Source organism: Tenacibaculum aiptasiae, assembly GCF_965221665.1.
Taxonomy (GTDB): domain Bacteria; phylum Bacteroidota; class Bacteroidia; order Flavobacteriales; family Flavobacteriaceae; genus Polaribacter; species Polaribacter aiptasiae.
In genome coordinates, this window is sequence record NZ_CBDCSN010000002.1 from 1,006,809 (window position 1) to 1,023,056 (window position 16,248).

The window sequence follows — 16,248 nt, forward strand, 5'->3', positions numbered from 1 at the left end:
CATTCGATGAAATATATAAAAATTCTATTCCTTTTTATTGTTGTTCAGGTTTCTGCTCAACAAGGTGGAATGTGGATTCCTTCTCTCTTAAAGGGAATGAACGAACAAGAAATGAAATCTTTAGGAGGTAAATTATCTGCCAAAGACATTTATAACGTAAACAAATCTAGCTTAAAAGATGCTATAGGACACTTTAACGGTGGCTGTACTAGTGAAGTAATTTCTCCTAAAGGGTTAATTCTTACAAACCATCACTGTGGTTTTGGACAAATTCAATCACATTCATCATTAGAAAACGATTATTTAAAAGATGGTTTTTGGGCAATGAATGAAAAAGAAGAATTGCCTAACGAAGGTTTATATGTTGAATTTATTGTACGTATCGATGATGTAACTAAAAAAGCTTTGGCTGGAGTTACAGATGCAATGACTGAGCGTGAAAAACAATCTACTATTGATAAAAACATCAATAACCTTAAGAAAACTGTAAAAAAGAAAGATTGGCAAAATGTAAAAGTTCGTCCTTTTTATAAAGGAAATCAATACTTCTTATTTGTTACTGAAAAATTTGAAGATGTTCGTTTAGTTGGGGCTCCACCAAGTAGTATTGGTAAATTTGGAAGCGACACTGACAACTGGGTTTTCCCACGTCATACTGGAGACTTTTCTTTATTCAGAATTTATGCTGATAAAAATAACCGTCCTGCTAAATACAGTAAAGACAACGTTCCTTACAAACCAAAACACTATTTACCAGTTTCTTTAGACGGTGTTGAAGAAGGTGATTTTACAATGGTATTTGGTTTTCCTGGTCGTACTAATGAATATTTACCAGCTGTAGCAATTCAACATATTACACAAGAATTTAACCCTAGTAACATTGCTATTAGAGAAGCGGCTTTAAAAGAAATAGATGCACAAATGAAAGCCAGTGATGCTGTTAGAATTAAATATGCATCTAAACAAGCACGTATTGCAAATGCTTGGAAAAAATGGATTGGTGAAAACTTAGGTATCAAAAAAAGTAATGCTATTGCACAACGTAAAACTTTTGAAGAAACCTTTAAAAAGGCTTTAAAAGAAAAAGGACTAGAAGATAAGTATGGTAAAATTTTACCTGAATTTGAAAAATTATACAAGGATTTTGCTGCTATTAATATTAAAAGAAGAAATTTTATTGAAGTATTTTTAGTTACCAATGAACTAATGCAAATGGCTTTTAGAGCTTATCAATTAGAGCAAATTGCTTTAAATAAACCTGAAAATTTTGAAAAAGCTAAAAAAGGATATATTGCTCGTTTGAAAAGAATTCATAAAAACTACGATGTAAACGTAGATAAAGGTGTTTTTAAAAATGTAATGCCATTATATTCTAAAAACGTTGATGCTACGATATACAATAAAACTAGTTTTACCGATTTAGACAAAGCCTTAAAATTATTGGAAGGTGATACTAAACAAGTAGTTGAGAATTTAAATAAAGATGCAGCATATATATATGCTAAACCAATGGTTCAGGAATTTTACACTAAAATAAACCCTGAGTACCAGCATAAAAACCAACCAATTACTGCTTTACAAAAACAATATATGAAAGCCTTAATGGAAGCTTTACCTAATGCACGTTATTTTCCAGATGCTAATAGCACTTTGAGAGTAACTTACGGACAAGTAAGAGGATATTCGCCAAGAGATGCTGTGTATTATAACCCAGTAAGCTATTTAGATGGTGTAATAGAGAAATATGTTCCTGGTGATTATGAATTTGATGTTCCTAAAAAGCTACGTGACTTATATGATGCTAAAGACTATGGACAATATGCCGATAAAAACGGAAAAGTTCCTGTATGTTTCTTAGGAACCAACCATACAACTGGAGGGAATTCTGGAAGTCCAGCAATTGATGCTGAAGGAAACCTAGTTGGTTTAAATTTTGATCGTGTATGGGAAGGAACTATGAGTGACATTAATTACGACCCTGAAATCTGTAGAAATATCATGGTTGACCTTCGTTATGTATTATTTATAGTTGATAAATATGCAGGAGCGAAACATCTAATTGACGAAATGAAATTAGTTCATCCTAAGAAATAATTTAATACAAACAAATATATAAAAGTGAAGTTCTTAATTGAATTTCACTTTTTTTGTTTGTTAGAAATATTGTCCTATCCCAAAAACAAAACCTTTAGAAGCATTTTTGGTAAGTCCAACACCATAATCTATTCTAAACACAGCATTAAATACTTTTTTATTTATAAACCTCAGTCCAACGCCAGAGTAAACTCTAACATTTTCCGATTTTAAAAAGTCATTTAAACTACCTCCTGGTGTTCTCCAAGTACCAAAATCATTAAAAACATTACCTTGTAACACAAGCCAATTATTTTCATATAAGGTATGTCTATACTCTGTATTCCATACAATGCTTCCCGTTCCTCTATCAACTAAAATTCCCACTCCACGTAAATTCACATTATTATCTAAGGCAAATGGAGCAAACGGGCTTTTTACATTTGACGATAATCCTATACGTAATCTATTTGCCCAATTTCCTTTTTTTCCAATTCTCCTGTAGTAGAATAAGTCGTTCCAAAAAATTAAAAAATCTTCTTGATACTCATTTTCAGAAATTACATACTGACCGTATAATTGATTTTTAAAACCACTTATGTATTGATAATAATAATCTAAAACATCATATGTATAGATTGTTTTAAACAACCATTTATTCACATTCAATTGCAAAGGAACATTTGGCGCTGTATCACCAGATAAATAATCATATTTCTCTTTAAAATAGTTTACACCTAATTGTAAATTATTTTTGAAATCCATCTGGTATAAACCTAAAACTTCATAAGACGTATTTTGATACTTATAATTAGCTGTTTTATCATCAAAATACAAAGGCTCTTCACTTATCCAGTTTTGATGGTTTAGAGCAAGTCCCCATTTATTAGAGAATAATGTAGGCGCTCGAAAGTTAATTCCATAAGAATTAAATCCATTATTCTGATAAAAACCTCCAAAAGCTATATTTCTACCTAAAAAATTATACTCATACAATCCTATTTTATAGGCAGTTTTTCTATTGGTTGTTGTCCAAAGATTAAACTCTGGTATTATTGTAAAATTCTCTTCTACATTAATAAAAACATTGTATTTATTATCGTGAGAATAAAAGACTTGAAAATAAGCATGTGATATTGCAGGTAATCTTTTTAATCGAATCATATCATTAACTAATAAAACCGAATCGACCTTAGTATTTACCTTTGTTTCTATTATTTTTTTAATCTCTGATATTTTGGTTTTTTTGGCTCCTTTAACTTTTATATCCACAATAATTTTTTCTTGTGAAAAAGTGACAAGACTATAAAATATTACGATTAAAAAAAATAGTTTCTTTTTCATTACTCCGCTTTAATTTTTTTTTGAATAACTAAATTCACCCAATTATCTTCACTAACTCCCATCATTGTAAATCCATAATCTTTTCCTTTAATTAAACTAGGTGGTGTATTTCTTGTTACATTTAAAACTACATTAGATAGGTTATAATATTGAAAACATTTTTCATACGTATAAGTACCTGACAATAGATTATTTTCAGCATCAGTGATTACTTGAAAGTAAATAGCATTTTCTTTTACCATTCCATCCACCCATGAAAACTTAGGCATTAAATTTTGTGTAGTATTCAAAGTAACCATGTCAGTCCATTCAGTAGGTTTTGTTGTGTTTTTTAATCGGATTGGGTTGGACTTATGAAATTTTCCTTCAGTTTTGTAAGTTACTATACACCATGTTTCAGTTGATGGAGTTTTCAAAAACCTACCTAAATACCCATTAAAAACATCTTCCTTAGGCAACTCTTTTTCTTTATAAAGTGAAAAATTATTTTTATCATCTTCAACATTAGTTGTTTCAAAATATTTAATCTCTGTAGCTCCTACTTCTGGATAATAAAATATATATGATGTATTATTTTCTGATTCTTTACTAGCTGCACAAGCAATTACTTCATTCACTAATAAACTAGAATTTAGATTAAGATAATCTTGTAGCGTTACAGGCATAACTTCCTCATTATTCTCTGAGCAAGAGAAAAAAACAAGTGAGGAAAATAGTAAGAATAAAAACTTATTGTGCATATAATTTTCTAATTAATTCTTCTGTAGGTTTATTCTGAGGCGTAAATCGGTTATCATTTTTACCTCCAACTTCTTTATGCTTATGAAACCATTTCCAAATAAAACCTCCTGCAAACCAATCTTCTTTCCAAAATTGATTGTACAATGCTTGTGTTGCATTCTTTTGGTTTTCTAAATTTATTTCACCTTCAACCCTATGAGCTTCCCATGGTTTCTTTCCTGCATAATTTATACTTCTATAACCATACTCTGTAAATAAAACAGGTTTATTTACCTTCTCCCTAACTCTCAAGATATCCTTCTTATGTGGCTCCCATCCTTTTTCAAATTCTTCTAAAGTAGGTGATTTTTTTTCACTTAAAGGAAAATATGCATCAATACCAATATAATCTATATCTTTCCAAAATGGCACTCTTTTAAACTCATCCCAATTCGCAGCATAGGTTAATTTTCCCTTATATACTTTTCTTACTTCTTTAATTAACTTATTCCAGAATTCTGGTCTATTAATTACAAAATTTTCCAATTCTGTACCAATACAAAAAACATCAGCTTTTAATCGTTGCGCTGTTTTTGCATAGGTTAAAATAAACTCTAAATATGAAGCTTCCAAAGTTTTCCAATTTTCTTCAGAATTCATTTTTATATAACCTGTAAACTCACCTCTCCAAACCCAAATTTGAGGCTTTATCATTAAACTGATTCCTTTTTTCTGAAACTCTTTTGCATATTGAATTATACCTTCTTCTGTTTCACCAAACCACTGTCTTTTAGTATTATGAATTACTTCAGGAGAAGACAAATCTTTTATAAAACCAAAAGGCATCAGCGCTACATAATTCGCTGATGCCTTTATCAAAGGGGATACATGTTCGTGACTAATTTTTTCTGGGGATGCCACAAAACTAATTCCGTTTATTTTCTTTGTTTGACTCTTACAAGACAAACATATAAAGCATATTAAAAGGAGCTTATAAATTTTCATAACTCCTAAATTACTATTTTTTAAAATAATGCACGTAAACCTAAATTAAAACTTTGCCCTAAACCATTATTATTTCCTCTAACGAAGTTACTATACAACACTTCTAAGTTTAACACTTTAGATAACTGATATTTCCCTCCAAAACCTAAGGCTGTATAATCTTGAGTAAAATCACCAAAACGCTCAGCATGCTGAACAAATCCTAAAACTGTTGACTTACCACTTGGGAAATAACTTAAAAATACTCCAGGAACTAATAAAAATGTATTATTCGCAAAACTTTGATCATCTCCAAAATTATACTCAGTATTTAACTCAGTAAATAACTGCCAGTTTCCACTAGCAAAAGTATAATCATAAAAAAACCTGTTTTGAAAAGACCATGCTGTTTGATCTAAAAAGACACCGTTCTCAGTTTCATTACTAACTAATGGAATATGAATAGCCGATTGAATAGAAAAATTTGCAACATTTTTTAAAGGCTGAAATTTAACAGATGGTGCTATTGAAGTAATTCCTTTTCTATCAGTATTCGTATCATCTAAACTAAAAACAGATAAAGCTTGTCTTCCTCCAATGGTATTAGAACGGAACTCAACAATTGCCCCAATATTAACTCTATTATTATCTGAAATACCTGTAAAAGCTTCGATTGTTGAAGTGAAAAAATTATCTCTTGCTTTATTTACACTATTTCCATTAGCATCAGCAAACTTAGTTTCAGTATAAAGATTATTAAACCACTTAATATCCCATTGACCTTTATTCAATAACTTTGAAGGAGTATAAGTTTGAATATTTGATTTATCATTTTCTTTTTCTTCTTCTTGGGCATAAGAACTAAACCCTATAAATAAAAATACTAGAAGAATACTTTTAATATTATTTTTCATGGTGATTATTTTTCAATTATCAGCTATGTCGATAAAAAGTAAAATGTCTTACATATCTTCTTTATTTAAATTCATTCTAAATTTATTTCGTTCATTAAGTTATTAACTTTAACAACGACATAACTCGCAAATCAACTTTTTATGGAACACGTTGTTATTATTGGTAATGGAATATCTGGTGTAACTGCCGCTAGGCACATTCGAAAACTATCTGATAAAAAAATTACTATTGTATCTGCAGAGACCGATTATTTTTTTTCTCGTACAGCCCTAATGTACATATATATGGGACACATGAAGTTTGAACATACTCAACCTTATGAGCCATGGTTTTGGAAAAAGAATAGAATTAACTTGAAAAAAGGTTATGTCTCTGAAATCAATACTGATAAAAAAGAGCTTTTTTTTGCTGAAGGCGATACACTTGCATACGATAAACTAATTATAGCTACTGGCTCTAAACCAAATAAGTTTGGTTGGCCAGGACAAGATTTAGATGGTGTTATGGGAATGTACCATAAACAAGATTTAGAAAATCTGGAAAAATATGCACCTGATAATAAAACATGTAAAAGAGCAGTAATTGTTGGTGGAGGATTAATAGGTATTGAATTAGCTGAAATGCTACATAGTAGAAATATTCCTGTTACGTTTTTAGTCCGTGAAGAAAGTTTTTGGAACGGAGTTTTACCTGCACAAGAATCGGCAATGATTAACCAAGAAATTTTAGATAATCATATTGATCTTCGTTTAGGTGTAAATCTAAAAGAAATTAAATCTGATGAAAACGGAAAAGTAAAATCGGTTATAATAGCTGAAACTGGGGAAGAAATAACTTGTAATGTAGTTGGTTTAACAGCTGGAGTTTCTCCTAATATCGATTTTATTAAAGATTCTGATATTGAAACTGGTAGAGGTGTAAAAGTAAATCGTTATTTAGAAACCAACATTAAAGATATTTACGCTATTGGTGATTGTGCTGAACAAAACGAAGCTATAGGACAAAGACGTCCAATTGAAGCTGTTTGGTATACAGGAAGAATGATGGGGGAAACAGTAGCGCAAACGATATGCGATAACAGAATTCAATATAAACCTGGACATTGGTTCAACTCAGCAAAATTTATTGATATTGAATATCAAACTTATGGATGGGTTTGGGCACAACCTAGAGAAAATGAAGCTCGTTTTTATTGGGAACATAAAGATGGAAAAAAATGTATCCATATCAACTATGATAAAAACACTCATGAATTTATAGGAATAAATAATTTTGGTATTAGAATGCGTCATGAGTTTTTCGATAAAGTTCTAACAGAAAAACGTTCAATAGAATACGTATTAGAACATTTAGCAGATGCCAATTTCGATCCAGAATTCTACAAACTTCACGAACCAGAAATTGTAGCAAAATTTAACAAAGAAAACAATACAAACATCCAACTAAAAAAGAAAAGCTGGAAACGAATTTTTAGCGCGTAATAAAATATGAAAGCAATAAAATATATTGGATTAGTCCTTTTTTTAATTGGGTTATCTATTTTCACAGGAACTATCTTTACTGGAGGATTCAATTTAACTTCTAACGAGTTAGATAGTTTTATTAAGAGCCAAAATTATAAAAGTGAAGTAATTAAAGAAGAACTTAGCAAAGCAGTTGTGACTTCTGAAGAATTAAATATTTTTGATTTTTCTAGTCGTGTTCGTAATGCTTATAAAGCTTCTAACGATCATTATGATGCATTGATTGCTAAATATGATGCTGAAAAAAATTGGGCCAAAAAAGGAGAACAATATCAATATAGAATCTCTGGAAAACCACATACTTTAAGTTATAACTTAGCTAAAATTGCAGGAAAAGGTTACATTAAAGAAAATGCTGGCTTAATTTGGTGGCTTACTTTTGGGTTAGGAATTATTGGTGCTTTATTATTTATTTTACCAAATTATATTTTACTAGGAAGACCTGGAATTAAAAATAACGGTATTTACTTAGAATCAAGTACTAACAGAGGTGCAATTGCATGGTTGGTACTGGTATATCTAGTTGCTTTTTATTTACTGTTATACTTTATGCCTGACTATGTTGTAAATTGGACATATATTTTAGATCCTATTAGTAAGACTTTAAATGGCGGTGCTGCTTCACAGTGGTTTGTTTATGGTTTCCTATACTGTGTTATTATGATAGTTATGGCTGCTAGAATGTATATTAAATACAGACATAATAAATATCAAATAATAAGAACTACTTCAGTTTTATTCTTTCAAATTGTTTTTGCTTTCCTAATTCCTGAGATTATGACGAGCTTAAACATGCCTGGATATGATTTTAAAAATGCTTTTCCTTTAGACTATGATTTCTTTTTTGATTGGAATTTAAATAGTTTAAAAAACAGTGGTGCAATAGGTTTATTTATCTTAGTTTGGGGAATTGTTTTAACATTAATTATTGTGCCTGTAATGGTATATTTCTTTGGAAAAAGATGGTACTGTTCATGGGTTTGTGGTTGTGGTGGTTTAGCTGAAACTTTAGGTGACCCTTATAGACAACACTCTGACAAAAGTTTAAACGCATGGAAGTTAGAACGCTGGTTAATTCATTCAGTTTTAGTTTTCTCTTTAGTTATGACTATTGTTACGTTATATTGTTATTTTTCTGGAACACAATCTTTTTTAGGTATCAAATCAGAATGGATAAAAGACACCTATAGCTTCTTAATTGGATCTTGGTTTGCAGGTGTAATTGGTACTGGTTTCTATCCTATATTTGGAAACAGAGTATGGTGTCGTTTTGGTTGTCCTTTAGCTGCATATTTAGGTTTAGTTCAACGTTTTAAATCACGTTTTAGAATTACTACCAATGGAGGGCAATGTATTTCTTGTGGAAACTGTTCTACATATTGTGAACAAGGAATTGATGTAAGAGCATACGCACAAAAAGGAGAAAATATAGTTAGATCTAGTTGTGTTGGATGTGGTGTTTGTTCAGCTGTTTGTCCTCGTGGAGTATTAAAATTAGAAAATGGTCCGGAAAAAGGAAGAATAAACCCTACTCAAGTATTATTAGGTAATGACGTTGATTTAATGAAATTAGTGAATGAAAAGTAAAGTACTTTTATTTTTCTTACTTTGCTATGCAACCATGTTTTCGCAAAGCAAGTATCATAAAGCGTATTACGATAATGGTACTTTGAAAGAAGAAGGTTGGATAGAGAACGATCAGAAAACAAAGTATTGGAAATTTTATTATAAAAATGGCGTGCTTAAAAAAGAAGGGCGTTTCAAGAATAATATAAAAGTAAAATATTGGTACTTTTACCGAAAAAATTCTTCTAAAGAAAAGGAAGGTCATTTTGTTAAAGGAAAACGCAATAAATGGTGGTTGTTTTATGATAAAAATGGGCAGGTTAATCATAAATGTCAATTAAAAAACAATCAAAAAAACGGATATTGTTTGCTCTATAAAAAACAAAAATTAGTAAAAGCTGTTAAATTTAAAAACGGTAAAAAAATTAAAGAATGGTCTGACTTTTCTTCCTTTAAAGAAGAAAATAGTTTAAATGATTTAAAATAATCAATGAATCAAAATATTAAGGTTATTATTCCTGCTTACAATGAGCAAGATTCTATTGCAAATGTAATTAACGATATCCCCCCTTTTGTAAATGAAATAATAGTTGTTAGTAATAATTCTACTGATGACACTGAAATAAACGCAAAAAATTCTGGAGCTACTGTATTAAAAGAAAGTAGAAGAGGCTATGGCTATGCTTGTTTAAAAGGTATGGATTATGTTGCCAATCAAGATATAAAACCAGATATAATTGTTTTTTTAGATGGTGATTATTCCGATTACCCTCAACAATTAACAGAACTAATTAGCCCTATAATAAATGATAACATAGATTTTGTAATTGGTGCACGTGTAAAACGACTACGAGAACAAGGTTCTATGACTCCTCAACAAGTTTTTGGCAATTGGCTAGCTACCTTTTTAATGAAACTATTTTTTAACGCTAAGTTTACAGACCTAGGCCCATTTAGAGCCATAAAATATAATAAATTACTAGCTCTAAATATGGAAGACAAAACATATGGGTGGACTGTTGAAATGCAATTAAAAGCATTAAAACAAAAAATGACTTATGTTGAAGTCCCTATGAAATATAGAAATAGAATCGGCGTTTCAAAAGTTTCAGGAACCGTAAAAGGTAGTATCTTAGCCGGCATAAAAATTTTAGGTTGGATATTTAAATATAGCTTTAAATAATGATTTTAGAATACGTTATAATTGCAATATATACTATTTCATTAGTACTAATATTACTATACGCTTTAGCTCAATTAAATTTACTTTTTAATTATTTAAAAGCTCAAAGAAGAGAAGATAATTCTCCTAAATTTGACTTTTCTAATGAGGAAGAAATCCCTTATGTAACAATACAACTCCCTGTATACAATGAACTGTATGTTATGGAACGTTTGTTAGATAACATAGCTAAACTAAAATATCCTAGTGATAAATTAGAAATCCAAGTTTTAGATGATTCTACTGATGAATCTGTTATTAGTACAGGAAAACACATTGAAGAATTACAAAAAAAAGGTTTAGACATTCAGCATATTAGAAGAGAAAACCGTCAAGGTTTTAAGGCTGGTGCTTTAAAAGAAGGTTTAAAAATAGCTAAAGGAGAATTCATCGCTATTTTTGATGCTGACTTTTTACCTCAAGAAAATTGGTTATTACAAACTGTCCCTTATTTTAAAAACCCAGAAATTGGTGTTGTACAAACAAGATGGGGACATATTAATAGAAATTACTCTACGCTTACTAAAATTCAAGCTTTTGCTTTAGATGCTCATTTTACTTTAGAGCAAGTAGGTAGAAATAGTCAAGGACATTTTATTAATTTTAATGGTACTGCTGGTGTTTGGCGTAAAGAGTGTATTTACGATGCTGGTAATTGGGAAGGTGATACTTTAACTGAAGACTTAGACTTAAGTTATAGAGCTCAATTAAAAAAATGGAAATTTAAATACCTAGAAAATGTTGAAACTCCTGCAGAATTACCTGTTATAATTAGTGCAGCTAGATCTCAACAATTTAGATGGAATAAGGGTGGTGCTGAAAACTTCCAGAAAATGCTAAGGAGAATTATTACCAATAAAAATATTTCTCTTAAAACAAAAGTTCATGGAATGCTACACTTATTAAATAGTTCTATGTTTACTTGTATTTTCTTAGTAGCTATTTTAAGTATTCCTATGTTATATATAAAAAATGAATATGCGCATTTAAAGGTTTACTTTATTGTAATGAGTTTCTTTATTGTAAGCACCTTAATTTTCTTTGTTTGCTATTGGTTTATGTATAAGCGAACCTATGGTGGTGGATTTTTAAATTTTATCAAATATATTGGAGCTTTCTTTTCTTTTTTCTCTATTGCTATGGGATTCTCATTGCACAATACAATTGCTGTTTTAGAAGGACATATAGGTAAGAAAAGTGAATTTATTAGAACTCCAAAATTTAATATAAAATCGTTAAAAGATAGTTGGAAAAACAACAAGTACATCCGTAAAAGACCTTCAATGAATGTTGTTATAGAAGGATTACTAGCTATTTATTTTGCATTTGGAATGTACAGTGCCTTTATTGTTGGTGATCAAGGAGGAGATTTTGGTTTATTTCCATTTCACTTTATGCTATTTTTTGGTTTTGGTTATGTATTTTTTAAATCTATTTTTTCAAAAGCCTAATGCTTCTTGAAAGAAAATATAGTGCTATAAGTCTAACTTTTGTTAGTCTTTTACTTTATTTTTTCTTTGCATACTTTTTAGAAAGAACTGAATTTTCTAAACTACTTTTTTTGTGGTTTTCTTTATTTACTACTTCATATTTTTTATGGAAAAACAGTAAAAACAATTTTCTTTTCTTAGCGGGAGTATCCATTCTATTTAGATTGGTCTTTCTTTTTGCTATTCCTAATTTATCTCAAGATTTTTATCGTTTTATTTGGGATGGAAGAATGATTTTAGAAGGTTTTAATCCATATTTGTCATTACCTGAAACCTTTATCGAACAGCATAAATATCCAATTAATCAAGCGTTAGATTTATACCAAGGAATGGGAAGTATGAATGGAAGTCATTATACAAACTACCCTCCAATAAATCAATTATGCTTCTTAATTGCTGCAATTTTAGCCAATAAAAGCATTATAGGTAGTGCAGCTGTAATGCGAGTAATTATCATTTTAGCTGATATTGGTATCATTTACTTTGGAAAAAAATTATTGGAAAATTTAAAAACTCCAGTTCAAAACATCTTTTTATACGCATTAAACCCATTTATCATAATTGAAATGACAGGTAATTTACATTTCGAACCTGTTATGCTATTTTTTATGATTTGGAGCTTATATTTATTACATCAAAAAAAGTGGGGTTGGGCTGCAATTTTATTAGCATGTTCTGTTTCGGTAAAATTGATTCCTTTGTTATTCTTACCTTTATTCTATCAAACATTTGTTACAAAAGATTTAAAAATTAAAGGTTTCTTAAGATTACTTGCTTTTTATACAATTGTTATTACAACTATTTTATTACTCTTTCTACCTTTTTATTCATCAGAATTAATTTCAAATTATTCTAACTCTGTAGGACTTTGGTTTCGTAATTTTGAATTTAACGCTAGTTTATATTATATAGCCAGAGAAATTGGGTATTTGTTTAGAGGCTATAATGAAATAGCTGTAATTGGTAAAATAATGCCTATTCTGACTATTTTATTTTTAATTGGAGTTACTTTCTTCAGGAAAAATAAATCTATCTTAGAACTTATAACAGCAATGCTATTCGGCTTATCTTTCTATTATTTTACAACCACAACATTTCACCCCTGGTATTTAGCTACTTTATTAATACTAGCTGTTTTCACTAAATATCGTTTTCCTATTATTTGGAGTCTTGTAATTATCTTAAGTTATCAAGCTTACGCAAATGATCCTTGGAAAGAGAACTTATGGTTTGTAGGTTTAGAATATATAATTGTATATAGTTATTTATTATGGGAATTATTCATAAAAAAACCCACTCATAAAATTGAGTGGGAAAAATTGCTATGAAAAAGAAAAAGAAAGTGGTTTAATAACCACTGCTCAAATATAGATAACATTTTCTTTACCACAAAAACTTTTTAAAAAAATTTGACCTATATCAAATTTTAAAAACTTTATTATTTTCTAGCTTGTATTTTTGTTTGCTTTCTATACAAATAGCTTCACTATTCTCATCAAATTCTAATCGATGTCCATATTCACTTATCCATCCAATTTGTTTTGATGGATTTCCTACAACCAATGCATATGGTAATACTTCTTTAGTTACTACAGCTCCAGCCCCTATAAAAGCATACTCTCCTATGTTATTTCCGCAAACAATTGTTGCATTTGCACCTATACTAGCACCTCTTTTAACAATTGTTTCCAAATATTGATTTTGCCTTTTTATTGCGCTTCTTGGATTTATTACATTCGTAAAGACCATTGATGGCCCTAAAAAAACATCGTCTTCACAAGTAACTCCTGTATAAATAGAAACATTGTTTTGAACCTTAACATTATTTCCTAATTTAACTTTTGGTGAAACCACAACATTTTGCCCAATATTACAATTCTCGCCAATTATACAATTAGGCATTACATGGCTAAAATGCCAAATATTAGTTCCTGTACCAATAGTGCACCCAGCATCTATTACTGCTGTTTCATGTGCAAAAAATGAGTTTGTTGTATCCATATTAACAAAAATAAAAAACTCAACCTAAATGGTTGAGTTTTTATTTCTATTCTACCTTAAATGTAATCGGTAGAGTATATTTTACTTTTACAGGTTTATTGTTTTGTTTACCTGGCGTAAATTTTGGTATTTTATTTACTACTTTATTTGTTTCTTTTTCTAATCTTTTATGAGGAGCTCTAATTTTAATATCAGATATTTCTCCAGATTTATCAATTACAAATTGCGTATAAATTTTATATTTTCCTGATCTTAGCCCTACGTCTTGTGCTATTTCTGAATTAAAATGCCTTTGTATATGCTTTTGAATTTTTCTTTCAAAACACTTTCTGTTTTCTTCTTCTGATAAACCTTCACAACCTCTAAAAACTGGTGTATTTTGAACATTATTTATTGACATTGTTTTTTCTAATGACTCATCTACTTTTGTAACAGTATTAGTAGGGTTAGAAACTATAACAGGAGCATCATCTATTGGTAAATCCACAACTGTTTCTGGAGTATCTGTTACATTTTCTACAACTATTGGCTTACTAATAACTTTTTTTACAATTTGCTTTTTTTGAGGTTTAACAGTAGCCTTCTTTGATTTTTTCACAATTACTTCTGGCTGAAAAGTGAAAACTGGCTCTACTAATTCTGTAAATGGCTCATAAACCATTGATAGCTCTTTTTCTGTTTCATATTCTAGAGATATAAAAACCACAAATAAAGTTAGCACTAATCCTAACTGTGTAAATATTGTTGAAAATTTCTCTAATTGCTTTCTCGGATTTTTCTTTGGTGTTTTCATAGTAATAAAATTTTAAATTATTACTAGATATGAAACAAGAAATATGCCAATAAAAAAAGCAATCCAAATTGAATTGCCTTTTTTATATTTTGTGAATACTTTAAACTATTCTACATTAAAAGTAATAGGTAAAGTATAACCAACTCTTACTGGTCTACCTCTTTGTCTACCAGGCTTCATCTTTGGAATCTTTTTTGCTATACGAATAGCTTCCTTTTTTAACCTTGGGTGAGGTGCTCTAGCGTTTATGCTAGTAATAGAACCATCTTTATCAATTTTAAATTGAACATAGATTCTTTTCTTACCTGGTGCTAAACCTAACTCATTTGCTAATTCAGCATCGAAATGACGTTGAACGTGTTTCGTTAGTTTTTTATTTAAACATGCTTTCTTTTGAGCTTTTGTTCCTTTACATCCAGGAAAAACAGGTACTTCTTCAATAATAGAAAATGGTACATCTTCTACCACTTCTTCTTCCTCTTCAACCTCAACGATTTCTTCTACTTCTACAGCTTCAGACTCGTCAGTTTCAGTAGACTCAATAATAGTTTCTTCAACTTCTTTTTCGTCTTCTACAACTTCAATTTTTTCTGGAGCTGGTGGTGGTGGTGTATTTGGTTTTGGTTTTGGTGGTTCAATTTGAAGTTCTATAGTTTCTTCTTCAATATCAGAAGCCATATTCGCAGAACCTAAATCTCCATATGTTTTATCATATGTTTTATTTTCAATCGCAACATATGTTACAAATAAAGCTAAAACCAAACCTAACTGCATAAACAGCTTGCTATAATTCTCTAAGTTTGATTTTGGATTTTTCTTAATTTCCATCCTAAATGTTTTTAACAGTTCGCTAATTTAATTAATTTATTTCAACTTTTACAAGCTAAATCTTTAAATAGCCTCATTTTTCTTAAAAAAAAGAAAGTAAATAATGTAAGCTATTAAAATACCCGTCGTATTTGCTATAATATCTAAAACATCCCCTGAACGGTAAGATGTCATTGTAACTTGAAGAGCCTCAATAATTATGCCGTAAAACACACATGCAAAAACAATAATTAAATCATTAATTTTTGTCTTTCTCAATGCTAACAACCAAAAAAAACTTAAAACAAAATAAGCTATAAGATGCTCGTATTTATCTAAATTATTTATTTTGATTGGCTGAGGGCCTACCTTTATTAAACTAAGAATAGCAATACTTGCAGTTACAAATATTGCTATTGTTATAAAATTATCCTTTAATAAGTTCTTGATAATCTTCAGCACTTAATAAATTCGCTATTTGAGAATCGTCTGATAATTTAACTTTTATCATCCAACCATTACCGTAAGGATCAGAATTTACCATTTCAGGCTCATCTTCTAATGCTTCATTAAACTCAATTACTTCACCAGATAACGGCATAAAAAGATCAGATACTGTTTTTACAGCTTCTACTGATCCGAAAACTTCTTCTACTTCTAATGTATCGTCTAAAGTATCAACGTCAACGTATACTATATCACCTAATTCACCTTGAGCAAAGTCAGTAATCCCAATTGTAGCTACACCATCTTCTATTTTTACCCACTCGTGGTCTTTTGTGTATTTTAATTCTGTTGGAATGTTCATTA

At 29.8% G+C, this 16,248-nt stretch carries 16 protein-coding genes; 7 read left to right on the plus strand and 9 right to left on the minus strand.

Annotated elements, in window-relative coordinates; translation table 11 throughout:
• Positions 1 to 6 precede the first annotated feature (6 nt).
• Positions 7 to 2,094, plus strand: coding sequence for a S46 family peptidase (locus ACOQN8_RS04920; RefSeq protein ID WP_420551835.1), 2,088 nt, complete (start codon positions 7 to 9; stop codon positions 2,092 to 2,094).
• Positions 2,095 to 2,154: 60 nt separating this feature from the next.
• On the opposite strand, the gene ACOQN8_RS04925 is transcribed toward ACOQN8_RS04920, so the two are convergent.
• The 4 genes from ACOQN8_RS04925 to ACOQN8_RS04940 all read right to left on the minus strand — a co-directional run bounded on the left by ACOQN8_RS04925 (position 2,155) and on the right by ACOQN8_RS04940 (position 6,035).
• Positions 2,155 to 3,417, minus strand: a complete 1,263-nt coding sequence (locus ACOQN8_RS04925) for a BamA/TamA family outer membrane protein (protein WP_420551836.1) — start codon at positions 3,415 to 3,417, stop codon at positions 2,155 to 2,157.
• Positions 3,417 to 4,082, minus strand: coding sequence for a hypothetical protein (locus tag ACOQN8_RS04930; RefSeq protein WP_420551837.1), 666 nt, complete (start codon positions 4,080 to 4,082; stop codon positions 3,417 to 3,419). The genes ACOQN8_RS04925 and ACOQN8_RS04930 overlap by 1 nt, the downstream gene beginning before the upstream one ends.
• 64 nt (positions 4,083 to 4,146) lie before the next feature.
• Positions 4,147 to 5,142, minus strand: coding sequence for a glycoside hydrolase family 113 (locus ACOQN8_RS04935; RefSeq protein WP_420551838.1), 996 nt, complete (start codon positions 5,140 to 5,142; stop codon positions 4,147 to 4,149).
• A 20-nt stretch (positions 5,143 to 5,162) separates the two neighbouring features.
• Complete coding sequence (locus tag ACOQN8_RS04940; protein WP_420551839.1) at positions 5,163 to 6,035, minus strand: transporter family protein; 873 nt, start codon at positions 6,033 to 6,035, stop codon at positions 5,163 to 5,165.
• 141 nt (positions 6,036 to 6,176) lie between these two features.
• Here ACOQN8_RS04940 and ACOQN8_RS04945 point away from each other — a divergent pair, with 141 nt between their 5' ends.
• The 6 genes from ACOQN8_RS04945 to ACOQN8_RS04970 are packed head-to-tail and all read left to right on the plus strand — an operon-like array spanning position 6,177 to position 13,165.
• A complete protein-coding gene (locus ACOQN8_RS04945) occupies positions 6,177 to 7,517 on the plus strand; it encodes an NAD(P)/FAD-dependent oxidoreductase (protein WP_420551840.1) in 1,341 nt (446 codons plus the stop codon).
• Positions 7,518 to 7,523: 6 nt separating this feature from the next.
• Entirely contained in the window at positions 7,524 to 9,146 is a 1,623-nt protein-coding gene (locus tag ACOQN8_RS04950; protein WP_420551841.1) for a 4Fe-4S binding protein, read from the plus strand.
• Positions 9,136 to 9,612 carry a toxin-antitoxin system YwqK family antitoxin gene (locus tag ACOQN8_RS04955; RefSeq protein ID WP_239176068.1) on the plus strand — a complete coding sequence of 159 codons (477 nt, stop codon included), beginning with the start codon at positions 9,136 to 9,138 and terminating at the stop codon, positions 9,610 to 9,612. The genes ACOQN8_RS04950 and ACOQN8_RS04955 overlap by 11 nt, the downstream gene beginning before the upstream one ends.
• A 3-nt stretch (positions 9,613 to 9,615) precedes the next feature.
• Entirely contained in the window at positions 9,616 to 10,308 is a 693-nt protein-coding gene (locus ACOQN8_RS04960; protein ID WP_420551842.1) for a glycosyltransferase family 2 protein, read from the plus strand.
• A complete protein-coding gene (locus tag ACOQN8_RS04965; RefSeq protein WP_420551843.1) occupies positions 10,308 to 11,798 on the plus strand; it encodes a cellulose synthase family protein in 1,491 nt (496 codons plus the stop codon). Before ACOQN8_RS04960 ends, ACOQN8_RS04965 begins: the two co-directional genes overlap by 1 nt.
• Complete coding sequence (locus ACOQN8_RS04970) at positions 11,798 to 13,165, plus strand: MptA/MptB family glycosyltransferase (protein WP_420551844.1); 1,368 nt, start codon at positions 11,798 to 11,800, stop codon at positions 13,163 to 13,165. The genes ACOQN8_RS04965 and ACOQN8_RS04970 overlap by 1 nt, the downstream gene beginning before the upstream one ends.
• Before the next feature lie 91 nt (positions 13,166 to 13,256).
• On the opposite strand, the gene ACOQN8_RS04975 is transcribed toward ACOQN8_RS04970, so the two are convergent.
• From ACOQN8_RS04975 to gcvH, 5 genes are all read right to left on the minus strand, one after another.
• Entirely contained in the window at positions 13,257 to 13,838 is a 582-nt protein-coding gene (locus tag ACOQN8_RS04975) for an acyltransferase (RefSeq protein WP_420551845.1), read from the minus strand.
• Between the two features lie 46 nt (positions 13,839 to 13,884).
• Positions 13,885 to 14,631, minus strand: a complete 747-nt coding sequence (locus ACOQN8_RS04980) for an energy transducer TonB (RefSeq protein WP_420551846.1) — start codon at positions 14,629 to 14,631, stop codon at positions 13,885 to 13,887.
• A gap of 105 nt (positions 14,632 to 14,736) precedes the next feature.
• Positions 14,737 to 15,459, minus strand: coding sequence for an energy transducer TonB (locus tag ACOQN8_RS04985; protein WP_272150530.1), 723 nt, complete (start codon positions 15,457 to 15,459; stop codon positions 14,737 to 14,739).
• 63 nt (positions 15,460 to 15,522) lie between these two features.
• Positions 15,523 to 15,900, minus strand: coding sequence for a VanZ family protein (locus ACOQN8_RS04990; RefSeq protein ID WP_420551847.1), 378 nt, complete (start codon positions 15,898 to 15,900; stop codon positions 15,523 to 15,525).
• The gene (gcvH, locus tag ACOQN8_RS04995) at positions 15,866 to 16,246 is read right to left on the minus strand and encodes a glycine cleavage system protein GcvH (RefSeq protein ID WP_420551848.1); all 381 of its coding nucleotides are present in this window, start codon (positions 16,244 to 16,246) and stop codon (positions 15,866 to 15,868) included. The genes ACOQN8_RS04990 and gcvH overlap by 35 nt, the downstream gene beginning before the upstream one ends.
• Positions 16,247 to 16,248 lie beyond the last annotated feature (2 nt).